16 protein-coding genes are annotated in these 18,600 nt (G+C 63.2%); 8 read left to right on the top strand and 8 right to left on the bottom strand.

Annotated elements, in window-relative coordinates:
* Window positions 1-15: 15 nt before the first annotated feature.
* Window positions 16-882 (bottom strand): serine hydrolase, encoded by an 867-nt coding sequence (locus ASE26_RS22895; protein WP_057247046.1) that lies wholly within the window; start codon window positions 880-882, stop codon window positions 16-18.
* Between the two features lie 201 nt (window positions 883-1,083).
* On the opposite strand from ASE26_RS22895, the gene ASE26_RS22890 reads away from it, so the two are divergent.
* Genes ASE26_RS22890 through ASE26_RS22880 form a run of 3 tightly spaced genes read left to right on the top strand, consistent with a single transcriptional unit; the run spans window position 1,084 to window position 8,041 of the window.
* A complete protein-coding gene (locus tag ASE26_RS22890) occupies window positions 1,084-2,586 on the top strand; it encodes a cache domain-containing protein (RefSeq protein WP_156409997.1) in 1,503 nt (500 codons plus the stop codon).
* Between the two features lie 9 nt (window positions 2,587-2,595).
* Window positions 2,596-6,891, top strand: coding sequence for a response regulator (locus tag ASE26_RS22885; protein WP_057246997.1), 4,296 nt, complete (start codon window positions 2,596-2,598; stop codon window positions 6,889-6,891).
* 1 nt (window position 6,892) lies between these two features.
* Window positions 6,893-8,041: a two-component system response regulator gene (locus ASE26_RS22880; RefSeq protein WP_055924691.1), complete on the top strand. Its 1,149-nt coding sequence runs from the start codon at window positions 6,893-6,895 to the stop codon at window positions 8,039-8,041.
* A 3-nt stretch (window positions 8,042-8,044) separates the two neighbouring features.
* Here ASE26_RS22880 and ASE26_RS22875 read toward each other — a convergent pair whose 3' ends face one another.
* Window positions 8,045-9,055: a sulfate ABC transporter substrate-binding protein gene (locus ASE26_RS22875; protein ID WP_055924687.1), complete on the bottom strand. Its 1,011-nt coding sequence runs from the start codon at window positions 9,053-9,055 to the stop codon at window positions 8,045-8,047.
* A 173-nt stretch (window positions 9,056-9,228) separates the two neighbouring features.
* On the opposite strand from ASE26_RS22875, the gene ASE26_RS22870 reads away from it, so the two are divergent.
* On the top strand, window positions 9,229-9,747 hold the full coding sequence (locus ASE26_RS22870; RefSeq protein ID WP_055924684.1) for a GNAT family N-acetyltransferase: 519 nt from the start codon (window positions 9,229-9,231) through the stop codon (window positions 9,745-9,747).
* A complete protein-coding gene (locus ASE26_RS22865; RefSeq protein WP_055924681.1) occupies window positions 9,705-10,493 on the top strand; it encodes a ThuA domain-containing protein in 789 nt (262 codons plus the stop codon). Before ASE26_RS22870 ends, ASE26_RS22865 begins: the two co-directional genes overlap by 43 nt.
* On the opposite strand, the gene ASE26_RS22860 is transcribed toward ASE26_RS22865, so the two are convergent.
* Window positions 10,494-10,718 carry a 2-hydroxymuconate tautomerase family protein gene (locus ASE26_RS22860; RefSeq protein WP_055924679.1) on the bottom strand — a complete coding sequence of 75 codons (225 nt, stop codon included), beginning with the start codon at window positions 10,716-10,718 and terminating at the stop codon, window positions 10,494-10,496.
* Complete coding sequence (locus tag ASE26_RS22855) at window positions 10,706-12,070, bottom strand: MFS transporter (protein WP_055924675.1); 1,365 nt, start codon at window positions 12,068-12,070, stop codon at window positions 10,706-10,708. The genes ASE26_RS22860 and ASE26_RS22855 overlap by 13 nt, the downstream gene beginning before the upstream one ends.
* A gap of 95 nt (window positions 12,071-12,165) precedes the next feature.
* Here ASE26_RS22855 and ASE26_RS22850 point away from each other — a divergent pair, with 95 nt between their 5' ends.
* On the top strand, window positions 12,166-13,032 hold the full coding sequence (locus ASE26_RS22850; protein ID WP_055924672.1) for a LysR family transcriptional regulator: 867 nt from the start codon (window positions 12,166-12,168) through the stop codon (window positions 13,030-13,032).
* Between the two features lie 94 nt (window positions 13,033-13,126).
* Here the strand turns inward: ASE26_RS22850 and ASE26_RS22845 are convergent, their stop codons facing one another.
* From ASE26_RS22845 to ASE26_RS22830, 4 genes are all read right to left on the bottom strand, one after another.
* The gene (locus tag ASE26_RS22845) at window positions 13,127-15,355 is read right to left on the bottom strand and encodes an NADP-dependent isocitrate dehydrogenase (protein WP_055924663.1); all 2,229 of its coding nucleotides are present in this window, start codon (window positions 15,353-15,355) and stop codon (window positions 13,127-13,129) included.
* 121 nt (window positions 15,356-15,476) lie between these two features.
* A complete protein-coding gene (locus ASE26_RS22840) occupies window positions 15,477-16,313 on the bottom strand; it encodes a sterol desaturase family protein (protein WP_057246996.1) in 837 nt (278 codons plus the stop codon).
* A gap of 44 nt (window positions 16,314-16,357) precedes the next feature.
* Window positions 16,358-17,116: a helix-turn-helix transcriptional regulator gene (locus tag ASE26_RS22835; RefSeq protein ID WP_055924659.1), complete on the bottom strand. Its 759-nt coding sequence runs from the start codon at window positions 17,114-17,116 to the stop codon at window positions 16,358-16,360.
* Window positions 17,101-17,613 (bottom strand): DUF1697 domain-containing protein, encoded by a 513-nt coding sequence (locus tag ASE26_RS22830; protein ID WP_057246995.1) that lies wholly within the window; start codon window positions 17,611-17,613, stop codon window positions 17,101-17,103. The genes ASE26_RS22835 and ASE26_RS22830 overlap by 16 nt, the downstream gene beginning before the upstream one ends.
* Window position 17,614: 1 nt before the next feature.
* Here ASE26_RS22830 and ASE26_RS22825 point away from each other — a divergent pair, with 1 nt between their 5' ends.
* Together ASE26_RS22825 and ASE26_RS22820 are read left to right on the top strand one after the other, a co-directional pair.
* Window positions 17,615-17,905, top strand: coding sequence for a 2Fe-2S iron-sulfur cluster-binding protein (locus tag ASE26_RS22825; protein WP_082591454.1), 291 nt, complete (start codon window positions 17,615-17,617; stop codon window positions 17,903-17,905).
* 92 nt (window positions 17,906-17,997) lie between these two features.
* Window positions 17,998-18,585 carry a DUF882 domain-containing protein gene (locus ASE26_RS22820; RefSeq protein WP_055925307.1) on the top strand — a complete coding sequence of 196 codons (588 nt, stop codon included), beginning with the start codon at window positions 17,998-18,000 and terminating at the stop codon, window positions 18,583-18,585.
* Window positions 18,586-18,600: the final 15 nt, after the last annotated feature.

Here is an 18,600-nt window from a genome sequence, read left to right as displayed (position 1 = left end):
ACCCCGTCAGGTGTTTTACATGCGGCGGCGACGGCGTTCCGTTGTGCGCACTGCTTTCTTGCGCGGGCTCGATGCTTTCATCACTTTGGGTGCGTTGTCGCCGGCCAGCAGGCGGCGGATGTTCAGCGCATCCATCAGGCGCGCCGAATTGCCCCCGGCGTTCAGCAGGACCAGGGTGGCGGCGCGGCCGGCTTCGGTGATGCGCATGATCAGGCAGCGGCCCGCTTCTACGGTATAGCCGGTCTTGGACAGGCCGATATCCCAGCCTTTGGCGCCGACCAGGCGATTGGTGTTGTGGTACTGCACCATGCGCCCTTTCATATTGATCACTTCCTCGGTATCGGTGGTGATGCGGCGGATCTCGGGGTACTGGGCGGCGGCCGCGGCCATTTTCACCAGGTCGGCTGCATTCGATGTATTGTTAGGCGACAGGCCGGTCGGTTCATCGATCTGTGTGCTGCTCATGCCAAGCTGCTGGATCTTGGCATGGACGGCGGCGGTAAAGGCGGCCGGGCCGCCCGGGAAGGTGCGCGCCAGCGCGGCAGCGGCGCGGTTATCGGAGGACATCAGCGCCAGCTGCAGCAATTCGCCGCGCGAAATGGTGGCGCCGACCGGCACGCGCGAGGTGCTGTGCTTGAGCGTATCGACGTCGTCTTTGTCGATGCTGATCTGCTCCTCCATATCAAGCTTGGAGTCGAGCACGACCATTGCGGTCATCAGTTTGGTGAGGGAGGCGATCGGAACAACGGCGGTGGCGTTCTTCTCGACCAGCACTTTGCCGGTCTCATCCTCGACGACAAGCACGGCTTGCGAGCCCAAAGGCACGGCAAACGCGGCTGCGGAGATCGACATCAGCAGGGCTGCGGTTATTTTCTTGAACATGGTCGGATTGGTGCGTTCGTTCGGGGCGGAATAATGCTGGATCAAGAGCAATATTCTAAATATGGACAATATCACTATCGGGTTAACTCGTCCAGCAAACGTCAATCATGCGCAACTGAACAATAAAAACCATGGCGTGCGGCACGCACGGCGGGAATACTGGTATTGTTATTCGATAATATTTCCTTCTTGAAATTTGCCATGTTGGTAATTGAGAGAATTGCAAAACATCCCTTGCGCGCCTGGGCCGTGGTCACGCTGCTGGCCATGGCGGCGGCCTCGCTGGCCGGCAGCCGCTACCGCGATAACCTGGAACGGGGACGGCTGGAATTATTGAATATCGATGTCCAGCGCGATGCAATTTCTGCCATGTCATTAACGCTGGACAGTAATTTGATGGGGGCGATTTCCCTGCTCGGATTGATTGAGCCGGATATCAAGAAGGAAAGCACCGAGCCAATTCCCCCCAACCAGCCGAATATATTGGCCTTATTGGAAAACGTCGCCCGCAGCCAGAAAATCCAGGGTTTATTCGTGGTGGGCCGGGATGGCTTCGTCAAATCGTCCTGGGACGAAAGCGGAAGACCGTCGACCGGCATCGACGTGCGCTTCCGTCCCTATTACAAGGAGTCGATGGCCGGGCGCAACAATATCTACGCCGCCGTCAGCCTGGCGCGCGGCGACCATGCCCTGTATTTTGCCGCGCCAGTGTATGCCGGCATGGCGCGCAGCGGCGATCCGGTTGGGGTGGTGGTGGCGCGCACCGACATGGAAAAGCTCGAGCGCCTGCTGGCGCGCAGCGGCCAGGCCGCCATCCTGCTGTCGCCGCAGGGCGTGGTGTTCGCCAGCAGCCGCCGCGAATGGCGCGGCATGCTGGCGGGCGAGGTGACGCTGGCCAGGGTGGCGCAAATCCGCGCCGTGCGCCAGTTCGGCAAGCTGTTCGAAGACAGGGAGCCGCGCCGGCTGCCGCTCGATATCGCGCCGGGCATGGTGACGGCTGAGGGCCGGCATTATGCGGTGGCTTCGGCTACCGTCGACTGGCACGATCCATCCGGCAGCTGGCAACTGGTGGTGCTGGAAGACCTGGGCCAGAGCGTGCCTGCGGGCAGCGGCGTGCCGGCCGCGGCCATGGCGGCGGCCGTGGTGGTCCTGCTCGGGGCGGCCGGCTTGCGCGCCGTGCGCAGCCAGGCGGCGCAGCAGCGCGCCCATGTCGAACTGGAACGCGTGGCGCAGGAGCAGGAGCTGCGCGCCGAACGCAAGATGCAGCTGGCCCAGGTGGCGCTGCAGATGCAGCAGGCTGAGGATCGCCAAGCCCGCCTTGCAGCCTTCCTCGATCAATGCCATCGGCTGTTTGGCGCCATGCAGGGCGCCATCTACGGCGCCGATGCGAACGGCCTGGCGCTGGCCGCCAGCTATGCCAGCACGGCGCCGCCGCAACACCTGGCGCTGGGCGAGGGCTTGCTTGGCCAATGCGCACTGGAACGCCAGGCGCGCATCGTCGGCGCCGGCGCCGCGGGCGCCGCATGGAGCATCCGCTCCGGCCTGGGCGGCGCAAACCCGGGCGCCCTGCTGCTGGCGCCAGTCCAGTTGCGGGGACGCCTGCTGGGCGCGGTGGAACTGGCGCTGCTGCAGGCGCCTGACGCCGCGGCGTATGAACAATTCCTGTCAGCGCTTGACCTGCTGGCGATCAATATGACTGAGTAGGGGGGGAGCGTGGCAGGCTTACTGACTCGACTTGAAAAACTCGGCCTGACGTGGAAACTCGCGCTGGGTTTCGGCGGCAGCCTGCTGATCACGCTGGCGTTCGGTCTGCACAACGTCACCACCCAGGCCCGCCTGCACGACGAGATTCTCGGCATCTACAAGAACGACCTGCTGGGCATTTCCGACGCCAAGGACGCGTTGATCCAGTTTGCCCAGCGCGGCCGCGCCTTGCAGCAAGCCCTGCTGGCGCGCGACAGGGCCGGCCGCGATTATGCCCTGTCCATGGTCGACGAGGCGCAGCGCCGGCAAGACCGTGCGCTGGAGGAGCTGCGCCCGCGCATCATCCGCGAGGAGAACCGCAAGAACCTGGCCGAGTTCGAAACAGCCTACGCCGGCTATCACCTGCGCGTTGACGAAACGGTGCGCCTGCTGCGCGCCGGCCAGACGGAGCAGGCGGCAGCCGTGGTGGCGGATCCAAAATTCCAGGAGCACGCCCTGCGCGCCAACAACGCCTTGACGCGCATTGCCGAAATCAAGGAAGACAGCGCGCGCCGCCAGATCGAAGAAATGCAGGCGCTGTCGCGCTATGAGAAGCAGCTCACCTACGCTTTGCTGGGACTGAGCCTGGTGCTGGGCGTGCTTTTCAGCTACCTGGTGGGGCGCTCGGTGCGCCTGCCTTCGGAGCGCTTGCGCAGCGCCGTGCAGCAACTGGCGAAGGGCAGGCTCAGCGCCGAAGTGCCGCTGACGGATTTTCCCAACGAGATGGGCAGCCTGGCGCGCTCGATCAAGGTGCTGCAGGAAGAAGCCTGCAAGATGGAGGCGCAGCGCTGGCTCAAGACCCACCTGGCGGCAATCGGCAACGACCTGCAATCGGCTGATAGCGCGCAAGACCTGGCCGCGCGCACGCTGGCGGCACTGGCGCCGCTGGTGCAGGCCGGCCACGCAGCCTTCTACCGGCATGAGGCGGAGGAGGGCAGCCTGGCGCTGCTGGCCGGCTACGCCATGCGCGGCAGGTCCGCGGCGCAGCAGCGTTTCCTGCTTGGCGAAGGCCTGGTGGGACAATGCGCGGCGCAGCGCAAGCCGATTATCCTGCGCCAGGCGCCGGCCGGCTACGTCCGCATCGGCTCCGCGCTGGGCGAAGCCGACCCGGCCAGTATCGCCATCGTGCCGGTGGTGCGCAATGAGCGCTTGCTGGGCGTGCTGGAACTGGCGACACTGGAGCCTTACGGCGACCAGGCCCAGTCGCTGCTGGATGGCGCACTGCCGGTGGTCGCCATGAACATGGAAATACTGGAGCGCAATGAACGCACCAGGGTGCTGGAGGAGCGCAGCCGGCTGGTGCTGGGTACGGTCAGCGACGGCATCGTCGGCCTTGACCTGGGCGGCCGCATCACTTTCGTCAACCCGGCGGCGCTGGCCTTGCTGGGCTACGCGGAAGGTGAAATGGTGGGCGCCGAATGGCAGCAGGACAGCGAGCAATTGAAGCGCAAGGACGGCAGCACCTTCCCTGTCGATTGCATGGACCGGCCCATGTACAAGGACGGCGCGCAAGTCGGATCGGTGGTGGTGTTCCGCGACATCACCGAGCGCAAGGTGCTGGAGGAGGAAATCAAGCGCAGCAACTTCCTGGGCGATATCGCGCTGGAAATGACCGACTGCGGCTACTGGGTGGTCGACTACAGCGATCCCGAATACTATACGCAGTCCGAGCGCGCCGCGCGCCTGCTGGGCGAACCGCCGCGCACCGATGGCCGCTACCACCTGCAGGACGAATGGTTTGCGCGCGTGGTGGAAGCCGATCCCGAAGGCGCGCTGCGGGTTGCCGCCAGGGTGCAGGGAGCACTCGATGGCAGCTGCGACAAGTTCGATGCCGTGTATGCCTACAGGCGCCCGCTGGACGGGCGCATCATCTGGCTGCACGCGGTCGGCACCGTGGTGCGCGACGAGGAGAGCGGCGCGCCGCGCTTCATGTATGGCGTGTACCAGGACGTCACCGCGCAAAAGGCCGCCGAGGACGAACTGCGCATTGCCAAGGAGCAGGCGCTGGCCGCAACGCGGGCCAAGAGCGATTTCCTGGCCAATATGAGCCATGAAATCCGCACGCCGATGAATGCCATCATCGGCATGTCGCACCTGGCCTTGCAGACCAACCTCGATAAGCGCCAGCGCAACTACGTCGAGAAGGTGCAGCGCGCCGGCGAAAACCTGCTCGGCATCATCAACGATATCCTCGACTTTTCGAAGATCGAGGCCGGCAAGATGACAGTGGAGCGGGTCGAGTTCGACCTCGACGACGTGCTCGACAACCTGGCCAACCTGATCGCCTTCAAGGCCGAGGACAAGGGCCTGGAACTGCTGTTCCAGGTGGCACCGGAGCTGCCGACCGGCCTGGTTGGCGATCCGCTGCGCATTGGCCAGGTACTGGTCAACCTTGCCAACAATGCGGTCAAGTTCACCGCCGATGGCGAAGTGGTGGTCGGTATTGAACAGTCGGGCCGGGACGAAGAGGGTGTCGAACTGCATTTCTGGGTGCGCGACTCCGGAATCGGCATGAGCGAAGCGCAAAGCGCCAAATTGTTCCAGTCTTTCAGCCAGGCCGATGCTTCGACCACGCGCAAGTACGGCGGCACCGGGCTTGGCCTGGTGATCAGCAAAAACCTGCTGGAGCTGATGGGCGGGCGCATTTGGGTCGAGAGCGTGGAAGGCAAGGGCTCCACCTTCCATTTCACGGCACGCTTCGGGCTGCAGGCCAATCCCAAACCGCGCCGCATGTTCCGCGCCGACGAGCTGCTCGGCGTGCGCGTGCTGGTGGTGGACGACAATGCCTCGGCGCGCGAAATACTCTCCACCGTTGCACGATCCTTCGGGCTGGCGGTGGATGTGGCGCTGAGCGGACAGCAGGCGCTGGACATGGCGGCGCGCTCGGAAGAACAGGCCATGCCTTACGACCTGATCCTGATGGACTGGAAAATGCCTTCGATGGACGGCGTTGAAACCGTGCGTCGCCTGCAGTCAGCGCCGGCCGGCCGCCTGCCTGCCGTCATCATGGTGACCGCTTATGGCCGCGAGGAAGCCTTGACCAGCGCAGAAGAACGCCGGGTCCAGCTCAAGTCCGTGCTGACCAAGCCGGTGACGCCGTCCGCTTTGCTGGAAGCGGTCGGCGAGGCGCTAGGCAAGGGCGTGCTGGTCGAAGGCCGCCGCTTTGCTGAGCGCGACCTGCACCAGGGCGAAATCATGGCGCGCCTGGCCGGCACGCGCGTCCTGCTGGTTGAAGACAACGAGATGAACCAGGAACTGGCAATCGACCTGCTGGGCAAGGCGGGTATGGAAGCGGTGCTGGCTTGCCACGGGCAGCAAGCGCTGGATATCCTGGCGCAGGATGCGCGATTCGACGGCGTGCTGATGGACTGCCAGATGCCCGTGATGGATGGTTTCCAGGCCTCGCGCGCGATTCGCGCCAATCCTGTCTTCGACAAATTGCCGATTATCGCCATGACGGCCAACGCCATGGCGGGCGACCGCGAAAAGGTGCTGGCCAGCGGCATGCAGGACCACATCGCCAAGCCGGTCAACGTGGCCGAAATGTACGCCACGCTGGCGCGCTGGCTGCGGCCGGAGCCGGATGGGGGGCAGGCCGCCGCGGTGGCGGCCGTGCAAAAGGCTTACGCTGCCTCCGCCGCTGCAGCGGGCGACAAGCCTGCTCCGCTTCCCGCGTTGCCGATGGTCGACGTGCGGGCAGGTCTCGCCACCTCCATGGGCGACGAAAAGCTTTACCGCCGCTTGCTGGTCAAGTTCCGCGATGGCCAGCAGGACTTTGCCGCAATGTTCGTGCAAGCGCTGATGGGCGGCGATGCGACGGCGCCCGAGCGCCTGGCGCATACTTTGAAGGGCGTGGCAGGCAATATCGGTGCGCGCAGCGTTCAGGAGGCCGCGCAGGCACTGGAGCAGGCTTGCCAGCAAGGCGTTCCACGGGCGGACCTGGAACGCCTGCTGGCGATGGTGCTGGTGGAACTGGACCCGCTGCTGGCCGCGCTGCGGGCGGTTAATGCGGAGACGCGCGGCGGTGCCGTGCACCCTGCGCTGGCGCCCGTCGTCCCGGCCGTTGCGCCGCCGCTTGACCGCCTGCGCCACCTGCTGGCCGATAGCGACTCGCAGGCAGCCGAGCTGTGGGATGCGGAACTGGCGCAATTCAAAGCTGCCTTGCCCGAGCACTGGCGCCGTATTGCAAATGGAATTGGTAACCTGGACCTTGAAGCCGCGCTGGCGGCGCTGGAGGAAGCAATGGTAAGCCTGGAGGGAAAGTGAGATGGAACTGGAACTGATCGCAAAGAAAACCGTGCTGCTGGTCGACGACTCGCCCGACAACCTGGTGCTGATGAACGACCTCTTGAAAGACCTGTACAAGGTCAAGGTCGCCAACAGCGGCGAGAAGGCCCTGCGCATCGCCACCACCGGCCAGCCGCCCGACGTGGTCCTGCTCGATGTGATGATGCCCGAGATGGACGGTTACGAAGTATGCCGCCGCCTGAAGGCCGATCCTGCCACGCGCGACATCCCCGTTATTTTCCTTACCGCGAAATCGGAGGTGGAAGACGAGGAACTGGGCCTCGACCTGGGCGCCGTCGATTACATCACCAAGCCGATCAGCCCGCCCATCACGCTGGCCCGCGTGCGCAACCACTTGATGCTGAAAGAGCACGCCGACTTCCTGCGCGACCAGAACGAATTTTTGGAGCAGGAAGTGCGGGAACGCACGCGTGAAGTGGTGGCGATCCAGGACGTCACCATCCTCGCCATGGCCTCGATGGCCGAAACCCGCGATTCCGAAACCGGCAACCATATCCGCCGCACCCAGTTCTACGTCAAGGCGCTGGCGGAACGCCTGAAAGGGCACCCGCGCTTCAGCGCCGTGCTGACCGACAGCTTTATCAACCTGCTGTTCAAATCGGCCCCGCTGCACGATATCGGCAAGGTCGGCATTCCCGACCGCATCCTGCTCAAGCCAGGCAGGTTCGAACCGCACGAATTCGAGATCATGAAGACGCACACCACGCTGGGCCGCGCCGCCATCGAGCATGCCGAACGGTCCCTTGGCACGCCGATGGCTTTCCTGTCCATCGCCAAGGAGATCGCCTGTTCACACCAGGAAAAGTGGGATGGTTCAGGTTATCCGGAAGGCCTGGCCGGCGAAGCGATTCCCGTCTCGGCGCGCCTGATGGCGGTGGCGGACGTGTACGACGCCCTGATCAGCCGCCGCGTCTACAAGGACGGCATGCCGCACGAGAAGGCGGTGCAGATCATCATTGAAGGCAAGGGGAAGCACTTCGATCCCGACATGATTGATGCATTCATCGGGTTGCAGGAGGAGTTCCGCGCCATTGCGGCGCGGTTCCATGATTCCGACCATGACATGGCCGAGAAGAAGGCGCAGATTGAGCGCCTGACGAAAGCGTGATGCTTACTTCGAAGTGTAGATCTTGTCGAATTCGCCGCCGTCATCGAAGTGCTTCTTCTGCGCTGCGCGCCAGCCGCCAAACACTTCATCCACGGTGAACAGCGAGATCGGCTTGAAGGTGGCAGCGTACTTCTTGAACACTGCGTCCGAGCGCGGGCGCAGGTAGTGCTTGGCGATGATCTCCTGCCCGGCATCGGAGTACAGGAAGTTCAGGTAGGCGGTGGCTTCCTTGCGGATGCCTTTCTTGTCGACCACCTTGTCAACCACGGCCACCGGCGACTCTGCCAGGATCGAGGACGATGGATACACCACTTCGAAGTTGTCGCCGAATTCAGCGCGCACCAGGTTCACTTCATTCTCGAACGTCACCAGCACGTCGCCGATCTGGCGCTGGGTGAAGGTGGTGGTGGCCGCGCGCCCGCCAGCATCCAGCACCGGCACGTTCTTGAAGATCTTGCCCACCAGTTCGCGCGCCTGTGCTTCATTGCCGCCTTTTTTCAGCACCGAACCCCAGGCTGCCAGGTAGGTGTAGCGGCCATTGCCCGCGGTTTTCGGATTCGGGATCACGACGGCCACGCCCGGCTTTGCCAGGTCGCTCCAGTCCTTGATCGCTTTCGGATTCCCCTTGCGCACCAGGTAGACCATGGTGGAATAGGCTGGAGCCGCATTGTTCGGGAATTTCCTGGCCCAGTCCTGCGCCACCAGGCCGCGGTCGGCCAGCATGTCGATGTCATTGGCCTGGTTCATGGTCACCACCGACGCTTCCAGGCCGTCGGCGACGGCGCGTGCCTGCTTGGAGGAGCCGCCGTGCGACTGCTTGACGGTGACGTCGACGCCGGTGCCTTTCTTGTAAGCGGCGGCGAAGGCGGGATTGATGTCCTTATACAGCTCACGTGCCACGTCATAGGACACGTTCAGCAGCGTCACTTCATTGGCCGCTGCCAGCGGGGCAAAACCGATGGAAGCCGCTGCCAGGGTGGCGCTGAGTGCAAATGCGAATTTGTTATAAGTCATGGCAATCTCTATTGTGAAAACAGATATGCATGGTCTAGAATCTCGCGCCGAAAGGAAACTACTTATTCGTTATAAGCTTAGTATCGGCCCCGGCTAAGGCTGTGCGCACGCGGCCTCGTACGGGGTTTTGGCTGCTGGTGTATATTCCGGTTATTGAATACCTGTGAGCACGCATGAGTTTTGAAATTCGCCGCGCGGAAGCGAATGACGCCACGGCCGCCTGTGAGGTGCTGCGACGCTCAATCGCCGAATGTTGTGTGCTTGACCATAAAAATGATCCCGCCGTCCTTGGCGCCTGGCTAGGAAACAAGACGCCCGAGACGGTGGCGTCGTGGTTCGCCTCGCCCACCAATTATTCGCTGGTCGCAGTCGAAGAGGGCGCGGTGGTGGGCGTCGCCTTGCTGACGGCCGCCGGCAAGCTGGCCCTGTGCTACCTGCTGCCGGAAGTGCGCCAGCGCGGCGCGGGCAAGGCGCTGCTGGCCTGCGTCGAACAGCAAGCCTGCAGCTGGGGCGTCAAAGCCCTGCAACTTCACAGCACCGCCACCGGCGAGGAATTCTTTGCCCGCCAGGGCTATCTGCGCGCGGGCAATGTCCGCTCCCCCTACGGCGTCGACACCGTCTTCTTCTGGAAGCAGCTTGACGGCACCGTATGCGACGTCAACAGGCCGAAGCGCTTCTGCGGCTGCAATTAAGGCCGGACCTGGTGAAAGCCCTGTTTGCCGCCATCATTTTACTGGTGGGCTGCTGTGCGCAAGGCGCCCAATTCAACGTGCTGGTGTTCTCGAAAACAGCTGGCTGGCATCACGACTCGATCCCGGCAGGCGTTGCGGCAATTCAGGAGCTGGGCAAGCTGCACGATTTCAGTGTGTTCTGGACCGAGGACGCCAATCGCGGTTTCAGCGACCAGGAACTGGCCAAGTACCAAGCCGTGATCTTCCTGCAGACGACGGGAGAGATACTCGATGCGAAACAGAAGGGGGTGTTCGAGCGCTACATCCGTTCCGGCGGCGGTTACGTCGGTGTGCACAGCGCCGCGGATACTGAATACGGCTGGCCGTGGTACACCAGGCTGGTGGGGCATATGTTCGACCATCATCCGGCGGTACAGAGCGCGATCCTGAAGGTGGAGAAGCGCGATTTCCCAGGGATGGAGCGTTTCGCTGCGCGCAACCTGGTAACGGAAGAATGGTATGCCTTCAAGCCGGCAACCAGTAAAGTCACCTACCTGCTGACAGTCGACGAGTCGACTTACAAGCCCGGCCCCAAGGGCATGGGCGCATTCCACCCGGTCAGCTGGTACCAGCATTACGATGGCGGCCGCGCGTTTTACACTGCGCTCGGCCACCTGGCGGGGACGTATGCCGACCCGCTGTTTCGCCATCACCTGTACGGCGGCATTTACTGGGCCGCTACGGGCATGGGCCCGGCGCCGGAATAGTCAGCCTTCCCTGGACTTGGCCGCTGCGGCCTTGGCGCGCAGTGTCGTCACATTGTCGTAGCCGATGCCCCAGTTATCGGTCTCCACTTCGTCGATGATGACGAAAGTCGTGGCCGGGTTCTTGTTCAGCACGCGCTGCAGCAGCTCGGTTGCGCCCTTGATCAGCTCCAGTTTCTGTTCTGCGGTTGCGCCTTCTTTAGTGATGCGGAAATTTACGTATGGCATAGTGAAGCTCCTTTGCTTGGAAGTGGGTGTTTGATGCAGTACCAGGCCAGCAGCGCGCCCAGCAACAGCAAGGTGGTTGAAACGGAAAGGGAAAACGCGATGTCCTGCATGGCGCCGAAGATGGCAACCCCCATCGCGCCGCCGACCTGGCGCGCGGTATTCAATACTGCGGAGGCGGTGCCGGCCTGGCTGCGCTCGACGGCCGAAAGGATCGAAGTCGTCATCGCCGGTACCGCCAGCCCCATGCCGGCGGGGATCAGCGCCAGGCCGGGCAGCATCTCGAAGAAAGTGGCATCGCTGGCGACACCAAAGAGTCCGAGCATGGCATAGCCTGCGGCAGCAATCAATCCACCGGCAATCATCGGCGTGCGAGAGCCCAGGCGCGCCTGCATGCGGCCGCTGGCGATATTCGAGATGATGAAAGTGCCGGTCAGCGGCAGGAATACCAGGCCCGCATGCAGCACGGAGAAGCCGCGCACCTTCTGCAGGTGGAAGCTGAGAACGAAGATTACACCGTAATAGGCAAAGTTGACCAGGACGCCAAACAGTACCGCGCCGGAGAAGCCGATGTCCCGGAACAGGCCGAGCGGCAGCATCGGCGCCGCGCTGCGCTGCTGGCTGCGCACGAACAGCACGGCCGACACCAGGGCCGCCAGCAACGCGCCCTGCACCAGGCGGCTCGAGGCGCCCAATGCATTGAACTCGATTACGGCGCCGATGAAGGCGCTCAAGCCGACGATGGCCAGCAGCTGGCCAACGAGGTCGAAACTGCGTGCCGGATCCTTGCCGCGCAGGGCGGGGAGCACACGCAGCGTCAGCCAGAAACCGAGTACGCAGAGCGGGATATTGACCCAGAAGATGCTGCGCCAGCCGGCCAGGCTCATCAGCAAGCCGCCCAGTACCGGGCCAGCCGCAATCGACACGCCGCCGGCAGCCGTCCACCAGGCGATGGCTTTGGCCAGCTGCGCGCGGTCGTGGGCGTAGGTCGCGTTCAGGATTGCCAGTGAACTCGGCACCAGCAGCGCGGCACCCACGCCTTGTACGGCGCGCGCCAGGTTCAGCGCCAGCGCACCCGGCGCCATCGCGCAGGCCAGCGAAGCAAGCGTGAACAGTGCAAAGCCCGACAGGAAAACGCGGCGCGCGCCAAAGCGGTCGCCCAGCACGCCGGCCGAGAGCAGGAAAACGGCAAATCCCAGCGTATAGGCATCAACCACCCACTGCAGCGCGCTGACGCTGGCGCCAAGTTCGCGGCCGATACCGGGCAAGGCCACATTGACGATGGTGACATCAAGCTGGACGATGATGAAGGCAAAACTGGCAGCCAGCAGAACGGCGGGCGACGGCTTGTTCATGGTGAAGCTCCTGTGTATGGCTTGAACTATAAATGTCTTCACGCATCAATAAAAATGAATAATAATGAATCTAGCCATCTCAAATGGAGAATCAAATGGAGCTCTCCTCGCTCAGGATATTCAAGACCGTTGCCGAGGAAGGCAGCGTGACCCAGGCAGCGCTCCGGCTGCACCGGGTGCAATCGAACGTCTCGGCGCGCCTCAACCAGCTCGAGGAATCGCTGGGCGTCACCCTGTTCAACCGCTCGGGGCGGCGCATGCTGATCACGGCCGAAGGAACGCGTTTGCTGGAATACGCCGAGCGCTTGCTGCGGCTGGCGGACGAAGCGCAAATGTCGGTGCGCGGCGGCCAGGCGCCATCGGGCCAGTTGCGTATTGGCTCGATTGAAACCACCGCCGCGGCGCGCCTGCCGCGCGTACTGGGCGCCTTCCATCGCAAGTACCCGCAAGTCGACCTGGTACTCGATACCGGACCGACCGACTATCTGCTGCAGGCCGTGGCCAACCACAAGGTCGACGTAGCGCTGGTGTCTGCGCCGATCGACCGTCCGGAACTGGAACAGGTGCCGGTATTCGTCGAAGAACTGGTGTTGTTGACGGACGCGCTGCACGGCCCCGTGAGCGGCCCGGCCGATGTTGCACGGCGCACACTGCTTGGCTTCCGCAGCGGCTGCTCCTACCGGCGCCGGCTGGAATGGTGGTTTGCCGACGCCGGCGTGGCCCACACCCGCGTCGCCGAATTCGGCACCTTCGAAGCCATCATCGGCTGCGTGGCCGCCGGCATGGGCGTCGCCATGATGCCGCGCGAAGTGCTGCGCCAGCGCGGCCTCGGCCGCACTGTCCAATGCCACACCCTGCCGCCCGAAGTAGCCGAGGTCGAAACGATGCTCGTCTGGCGCCGCGACATCCCCCACCACGCCGCCCGCGACGCCTTCATCGCCAGCTTCAGCCAAGCAAAATGAAAGTCGGGGTCAGGTCTGGCAATCGGACATTCGCTGCGCGAATGTCCGATTGCCAGACCTGACCCCGACTTTTAATTACGAAGCGGAGGGCGGCTTACAGGGCTGCCAGGGCTGCGTTGAAGGTTGCGCTTGGACGCATCACGGCGGCGGTCTTGGCTGCGTCAGGCTTGTAGTAGCCGCCGATGTCCGTGGCGACGCCTTGCACCGAGTTCAGCTCTTCCACGATCTTGGCTTCGTTCTCGGCCAGCGACTTGGCCAGCGGTGCGAACTTGGCTTTCAGTTCGGCGTCGTCGTTCTGCGCTGCCAGGGCCTGGGCCCAGTACATCGACAGGTAGAAGTGGCTGCCGCGGTTGTCCAGCTCGCCGGTGCGGGTCGATGGCGACTTGTTGTTGTCCAGCAGCTTGCCGGTGGCTTCATCCAGGGTCTTGGCCAGGATCTTGGCTTTGGCGTTGCCGGACTTGATGCCCAGTTCTTCCAGCGATACGGCCAGGGCCAGGAACTCGCCCAGCGAATCCCAGCGCAGGTGGTTTTCTTCCACCAGCTGCTTGACGTGCTTCGGTGCCGAGCCGCCGGCGCCGGTTTCGTACATGCCGCCGCCGGCCATCAGCGGGACGATCGACAGCATCTTGGCCGAGGTGCCCAGTTCCAGGATCGGGAACAGGTCGGTCAGGTAGTCGCGCAGGATGTTGCCGGTCACCGAGATGGTGTCCAGGCCGCGCGATACGCGCTCCAGGGTGTAGCGCATGGCGCGGGTCTGCGACATGATTTCGATATCCAGGCCGCTGGTGTCGTGCTCTTTCAGGTAGGTCTCCACCTTCTTGATCACTTCCGCTTCGTGCGGACGGTAGGTGTCGAGCCAGAACACGGCAGGCATGCCGGAATTGCGGGCGCGGGTGACGGCCAGCTTGACCCAGTCGCGGATCGGGGCGTCCTTCACCTGGCACATGCGCCAGATGTCGCCTTCTTCCACGTTCTGGGTCAGCAGCACTTCGCCGGTGGCCAGGTCGGTGATGTTGGCAACGCCGGCTTCCGGCACTTCGAAGGTCTTGTCGTGCGAACCGTATTCTTCGGCTTGCTGCGCCATCAGGCCCACGTTAGGCACGGTGCCCATGGTCTTCGGATCGAAGTTGCCATGCCATTTGCAGAAGTTGATCATCTCCTGGTAAATGCGGGCGAAGGTCGATTCAGGCATGACTGCCTTGACGTCCGCAGTGCGGCCGTCGGCGCCCCACATCTTGCCGCCGATACGGATCATGGCTGGCATCGATGCGTCGACGATCACGTCGTTCGGCGAGTGGAAGTTGGTGATGCCCTTGGCCGAATCGACCATGGCCAGCTTCGGACGGTTTTCCAGGCAGGCGTGCAGGTCTTTCAGGATCTCGTCCTTCTGCGACGCCGGCAGCTTTTCGATCTTCTCGTACAGGTTGGCCATGCCGTTGTTGACGTTCACGCCCAGTTCGTCGAACAGCTTGGCATGTTTTTCAAACGCTTGCTTGTAGAAGATGCGTACGCAGTGGCCGAACACGATCGGGTGCGATACCTTCATCATGGTCGCCTTGACGTGCAGCGAGAACATGACGCCGGTCTTGTAGGCGTCGTCGATTTCGCGCTCGTAGAATTCCAGCAGGGCTTTCTTCGACATGAACATGGAGTCGATGATCTCGCCGGCTTGCAGTGCGACCTTCGGTTTCAGCACGATGGTCTTGCCGGACTTGGTGATCAGTTCCATCTTCACTTCACGCGCCTGGTCCAGGGTCATGGACTTTTCGCCGTGGTAGAAGTCGCCGCCGTGCATGTGCGACACGTGGGTGCGCGACGCCTGGCTCCATTCGCCCATGGAGTGCGGGTTCTTGCGTGCGAATTCTTTCACTGCCTTCGGTGCGCGGCGATCGGAGTTACCTTCGCGCAGCACAGGGTTCACGGCGGAGCCGATGCATTTGCCGTAGCGGGCTTTGAGTGCCTTTTCTTCTTCGGTCTTGGCATCTTCCGGGTAGTCCGGCAGCTTGTAGCCGGCGGCCTGCAGTTCGCGCACGCAGGCGATCAGCTGGGATACCGATGCCGAAATATTAGGCAGCTTGATGATGTTGGTGTCTGGATTCTGGGTCAGGGCGCCCAGTTCGGACAGGTTGTCCGGCACTTTTTGCGCGTCGCTCAGGCATTCCGGGAAGGCGGCCAGCACGCGGGCGGCGACCGAAATATCGCTGGTCACGACGTCAACGCCGGCCGGTGCTGCGAATTTCTGCACGATCGGCAGCAGGGAATAAGTCGCCAGCAGTGGCGCCTCGTCGGTAAGGGTGTAGATGATTTTAGACTTTTGAGACATGTTTATTCCCTCAAATGCGGATGGTTTCCGCTGGATATTCTTGCCTGGGCCGGACGGATTCGACCGGCTCGGGGTGGATGGCGGGTGGCGATGGCCTACCGGACAAGCTTGACATTGTAGCTCACAGGAATGGCCGTAACAATTGGCGATGATACGTAGCCGGGGCGTCCGGGCTGTCCAGGCCGACATCGTCGCGCCCGATCCTGCCCGGCGGCTGGCGGTAGGTGCGGAACAGGTGGTCCCACAGCATCAGCCATTCACCGAAGTTGACCTGGGCGTCCGCGTAGTCCCGCTTATGGTGCCAGCGGTGGGTCTGGGCGACGCCGAACGCATGGCGCAGCGGGCCCAGCGAATAGTCGAGATTGGCGTGCTGGAAGGCCAGGTGGACGGACAGGATGGCCAGGCCGCTGGCAATCGTTGCTGCCGGCGCGCCCAGGACCAGCAGGACGGCCAAGCCCGGCGCACCCATCATCATGGCGTGCAGTGGGTGGCGCCGCTCGCTGTTCAGCCAATACAGGCGCTCGCTGCTGTGATGCGCCTCGTGGAACAGCCAGAGGCGGTAGTGGCGATGGCTTAGCCAATGCATAAAAAACAAGCCGAAGTCGAGCACGATCATGGCGGCGCCGACTTGCATCCATACTGGCCAGTGCATGGGCCAGGCGGCCAGCGCAGGCAGCAGGCCGCGCGCCCAGGACAGGATCTCGATGCTGCCGTACAGGACGCTCGCGTTGAGCAAGAAGTGCAGGCTGTCGGTCGCTGTGTCACCGTGGTCGGCCAGCCAGGCCTTTTCATACGGTTGCCATCGCTCGAGCAGGGCGACGCAGGCGATGGCCGCCAGCGCCATCAGCGGTATGGTTGGCCAGTAAGGCAGGCCGTGCGTGGCGGCCCAAAGAATTGCCGCGGCGGCGGCGCCGAAAACGAGCGGGTAGCTCAGGTATCGAATTGCCCATTGCTTCATATGACCTCCTTGTGTGAATGGAGGCCAGCCTAAAGGCGCCTGCGTCAGGCGGCTTGAACGAAAGAGCTATCCAGCACAATGCCCTGCAGCAGGGCCGCTGGGTTGAGGCCGAACATCTCACGGAAAGTGCGTGAAAGGTGGGCCGAGTCGGCGAACCCGGCTGCATGGGCGGCGTCGGTCAGGTTGCCGCCGTGCGCCAGCCGGTGCAGCGCGAGTTCGAGGCGCAGCCATTTGCGGTAGCTGCGCAAGGGAAGGCCGGTCTGCTCGACGAACCAATGGGAAAAGCGGCTGGGCGACAGGTTTGCCAGGCTTGCCAGATCGTCGCGCGCTACGCGGCCCATTGCAACGCCTGCGCGCAATGCGCCTGCCACGGCAGCCATGCGTGGATCCGGTACTGACGGGCGAGACAGGCCGCATGCAGCTCGCAGCGTGGCACGCAAGGACTGGCCTTCATCGGCTGCCGCCAGCAGCTGGCTGCAAAGGTCGGCGGCGAGGGGCAACGCCGTGGCGGCGCGCGGCGGGAACAAAGCCGCGCCTTCCGGCGTCAGCGGGTCCAGGTAGACCAGCAAGGCCTGTTCCGCGCAGACACAGTGCGCCAGCCCTGCAGGGATGGCAATGCCGGGCGCACGCAAGGGGCCGGAAGGGAGCGCCACGCCGACTTCTCCATTCAGCGCAATCACCAGCTGGTGCGCGTAATGTGCGTGCAGCGCGTTATCCCCGACCGTGCCGCGGAATGCGCCGAAGCCGGCCGACAGCAGGGCACTCCCCGACCAAAGCTGGACTGGCATCAGGCTGCGGCGCATTTGCGCACCGTGTCCCAGGTGCGGGTAGTGATGTCCTTGCCGAAGGTCTTTTCAATCAGGCGCATGAAGACTGGACCGTCGCTGCTGGGCAAATAGGTCGAAAACACCTGGTTTCCGATCACGCCCAGCATCTGCGCCCCGCTGACGGGCGGTGGCAGGACGGTCTTGGGCGGCGTGCCGCGCATAAAGCTGACCACGCGCTTCGCGGCCGGATCGGCACCAAGGGCGGGATAGGGGTCTTCGGCCAGCAAATCCTGCAGCTGCTTCTGCGCGCGGATGATGGTGTAAAAACTGCGGCCAAGCGCCTTTTCCATAGCAGCTTCAGCCTTGCGCTCGAGTGCCGCTTCCGAGGCGGAGCGGGCATCGAATGCTACATTGCCGCTTGATAGAAGCGTCTTGACGTTGGAAAATCCGGCACTTTCAAAGGCGGCTTTCAGTTCCGGCATCTTGCAGTTCATCGGGCTGACGCCGCGGAGCAGGGCAATATAGCGAGGCATTGTGTTTCAGATAAGAGTTGAGCCGAAGGGATTATCGTTCGAAACGGATGGCGAAGCCAGCCTGTTGCTGTCGGCTGCCCGCGCCGGTGTAGTGCTGCCCAGTTCCTGCCGCAATGGCACTTGCCGCAGCTGCATCTACCAGGTGCAAAACGGCACCGCGCGCCACCTGATTGAATGGCCGGGACTGAGCCGGGAGGAGAAGCGCCAGGGCTATATCCTGCCCTGTGTGGCGGTTGCAACGTCCGACCTGGTCATCGTGGCGCCTGGTGCCAAGTTTACGACAAATTGTTAAAGGGGTTTCTCAACTCATTCTCTATTGCTATAGTAATCGTTATTGCAATAGATGGAATCACCATGGCAACACGCAGAGACTTCCTCCACATGATGGCGGGTACCGCACTGGCGGGCTTGCCGCTGGTTGGCCGGGCCGGCCCGCAATCGGAACCGGAACCGCCGCCGGATATTTTCGACGCCCAGACGCTGGACCTGGAATTCTGGCTCAAGCCGCGCACCATCAGCGTGATCCGCCCGCAGAGCGGTGAGAAGGCCCGGCTGACTTACTGGAAGGATGGCGAGATCAACGACGCGGCCTACCAGGAACTGTGCCATTTGCTGCGCGATGTGAATGGCAAGGAGACGGCGGCGATTGATCCGAAACTGTTTGAGACGCTGTGGGGTGCGCAGGCCTTCGTGCAGCGCTTCGGGATCGAGAGTCCGCTGGAGATCCTGTCGGGATATCGCACGCCGGCTTCCAACAAGAAGCTGATCGAACAGGGGATTCCGGCGGCGCGGCAGTCGCTGCACATGAGCGGGAAGGCGGCCGATATCCGGATTCCGAATTTGAATGCGGAAGTGCTGGGGAGCCTGGTGCAGAGTTTCCGCCAGGGCGGGGTAGGCTTCTACTACCGCCAGGGGCCGCGTGGCGGATGGATTCATGCCGATACGGGGCTGCAGCGCAGCTGGAAAGGCTAGGACCGGCAGGCGGCT

The sequence above is a fragment of the Duganella sp. Root198D2 genome, assembly GCF_001428585.1.
Taxonomy (GTDB): Bacteria; Pseudomonadota; Gammaproteobacteria; order Burkholderiales; family Burkholderiaceae_D; genus Rugamonas.
The sequence above is the reverse complement of the archived record's forward strand: the minus strand, read 5'-3'. Positions and strand labels throughout refer to the sequence as shown.

Coding starts and splice junctions, on each gene's coding strand:
- ASE26_RS22850 (WP_055924672.1), top strand. CDS start 12,166: ATGGAGCTCTCCTCGCTCAGGATATTCAAGACCGTTGCCGAGGAAGGC.
- ASE26_RS22855 (WP_055924675.1), bottom strand. CDS start 12,070: ATGAACAAGCCGTCGCCCGCCGTTCTGCTGGCTGCCAGTTTTGCCTTC.
- ASE26_RS22840 (WP_057246996.1), bottom strand. CDS start 16,313: ATGAAGCAATGGGCAATTCGATACCTGAGCTACCCGCTCGTTTTCGGC.
- ASE26_RS22830 (WP_057246995.1), bottom strand. CDS start 17,613: ATGCCTCGCTATATTGCCCTGCTCCGCGGCGTCAGCCCGATGAACTGC.
- ASE26_RS22875 (WP_055924687.1), bottom strand. CDS start 9,055: ATGACTTATAACAAATTCGCATTTGCACTCAGCGCCACCCTGGCAGCG.
- ASE26_RS22890 (WP_156409997.1), top strand. CDS start 1,084: ATGTTGGTAATTGAGAGAATTGCAAAACATCCCTTGCGCGCCTGGGCC.
- ASE26_RS22880 (WP_055924691.1), top strand. CDS start 6,893: ATGGAACTGGAACTGATCGCAAAGAAAACCGTGCTGCTGGTCGACGAC.
- ASE26_RS22820 (WP_055925307.1), top strand. CDS start 17,998: ATGGCGGGTACCGCACTGGCGGGCTTGCCGCTGGTTGGCCGGGCCGGC.
- ASE26_RS22835 (WP_055924659.1), bottom strand. CDS start 17,116: ATGCGCCGCAGCCTGATGCCAGTCCAGCTTTGGTCGGGGAGTGCCCTG.
- ASE26_RS22860 (WP_055924679.1), bottom strand. CDS start 10,718: ATGCCATACGTAAATTTCCGCATCACTAAAGAAGGCGCAACCGCAGAA.
- ASE26_RS22865 (WP_055924681.1), top strand. CDS start 9,705: ATGCGACGTCAACAGGCCGAAGCGCTTCTGCGGCTGCAATTAAGGCCG.
- ASE26_RS22870 (WP_055924684.1), top strand. CDS start 9,229: ATGAGTTTTGAAATTCGCCGCGCGGAAGCGAATGACGCCACGGCCGCC.
- ASE26_RS22845 (WP_055924663.1), bottom strand. CDS start 15,355: ATGTCTCAAAAGTCTAAAATCATCTACACCCTTACCGACGAGGCGCCA.
- ASE26_RS22895 (WP_057247046.1), bottom strand. CDS start 882: ATGTTCAAGAAAATAACCGCAGCCCTGCTGATGTCGATCTCCGCAGCC.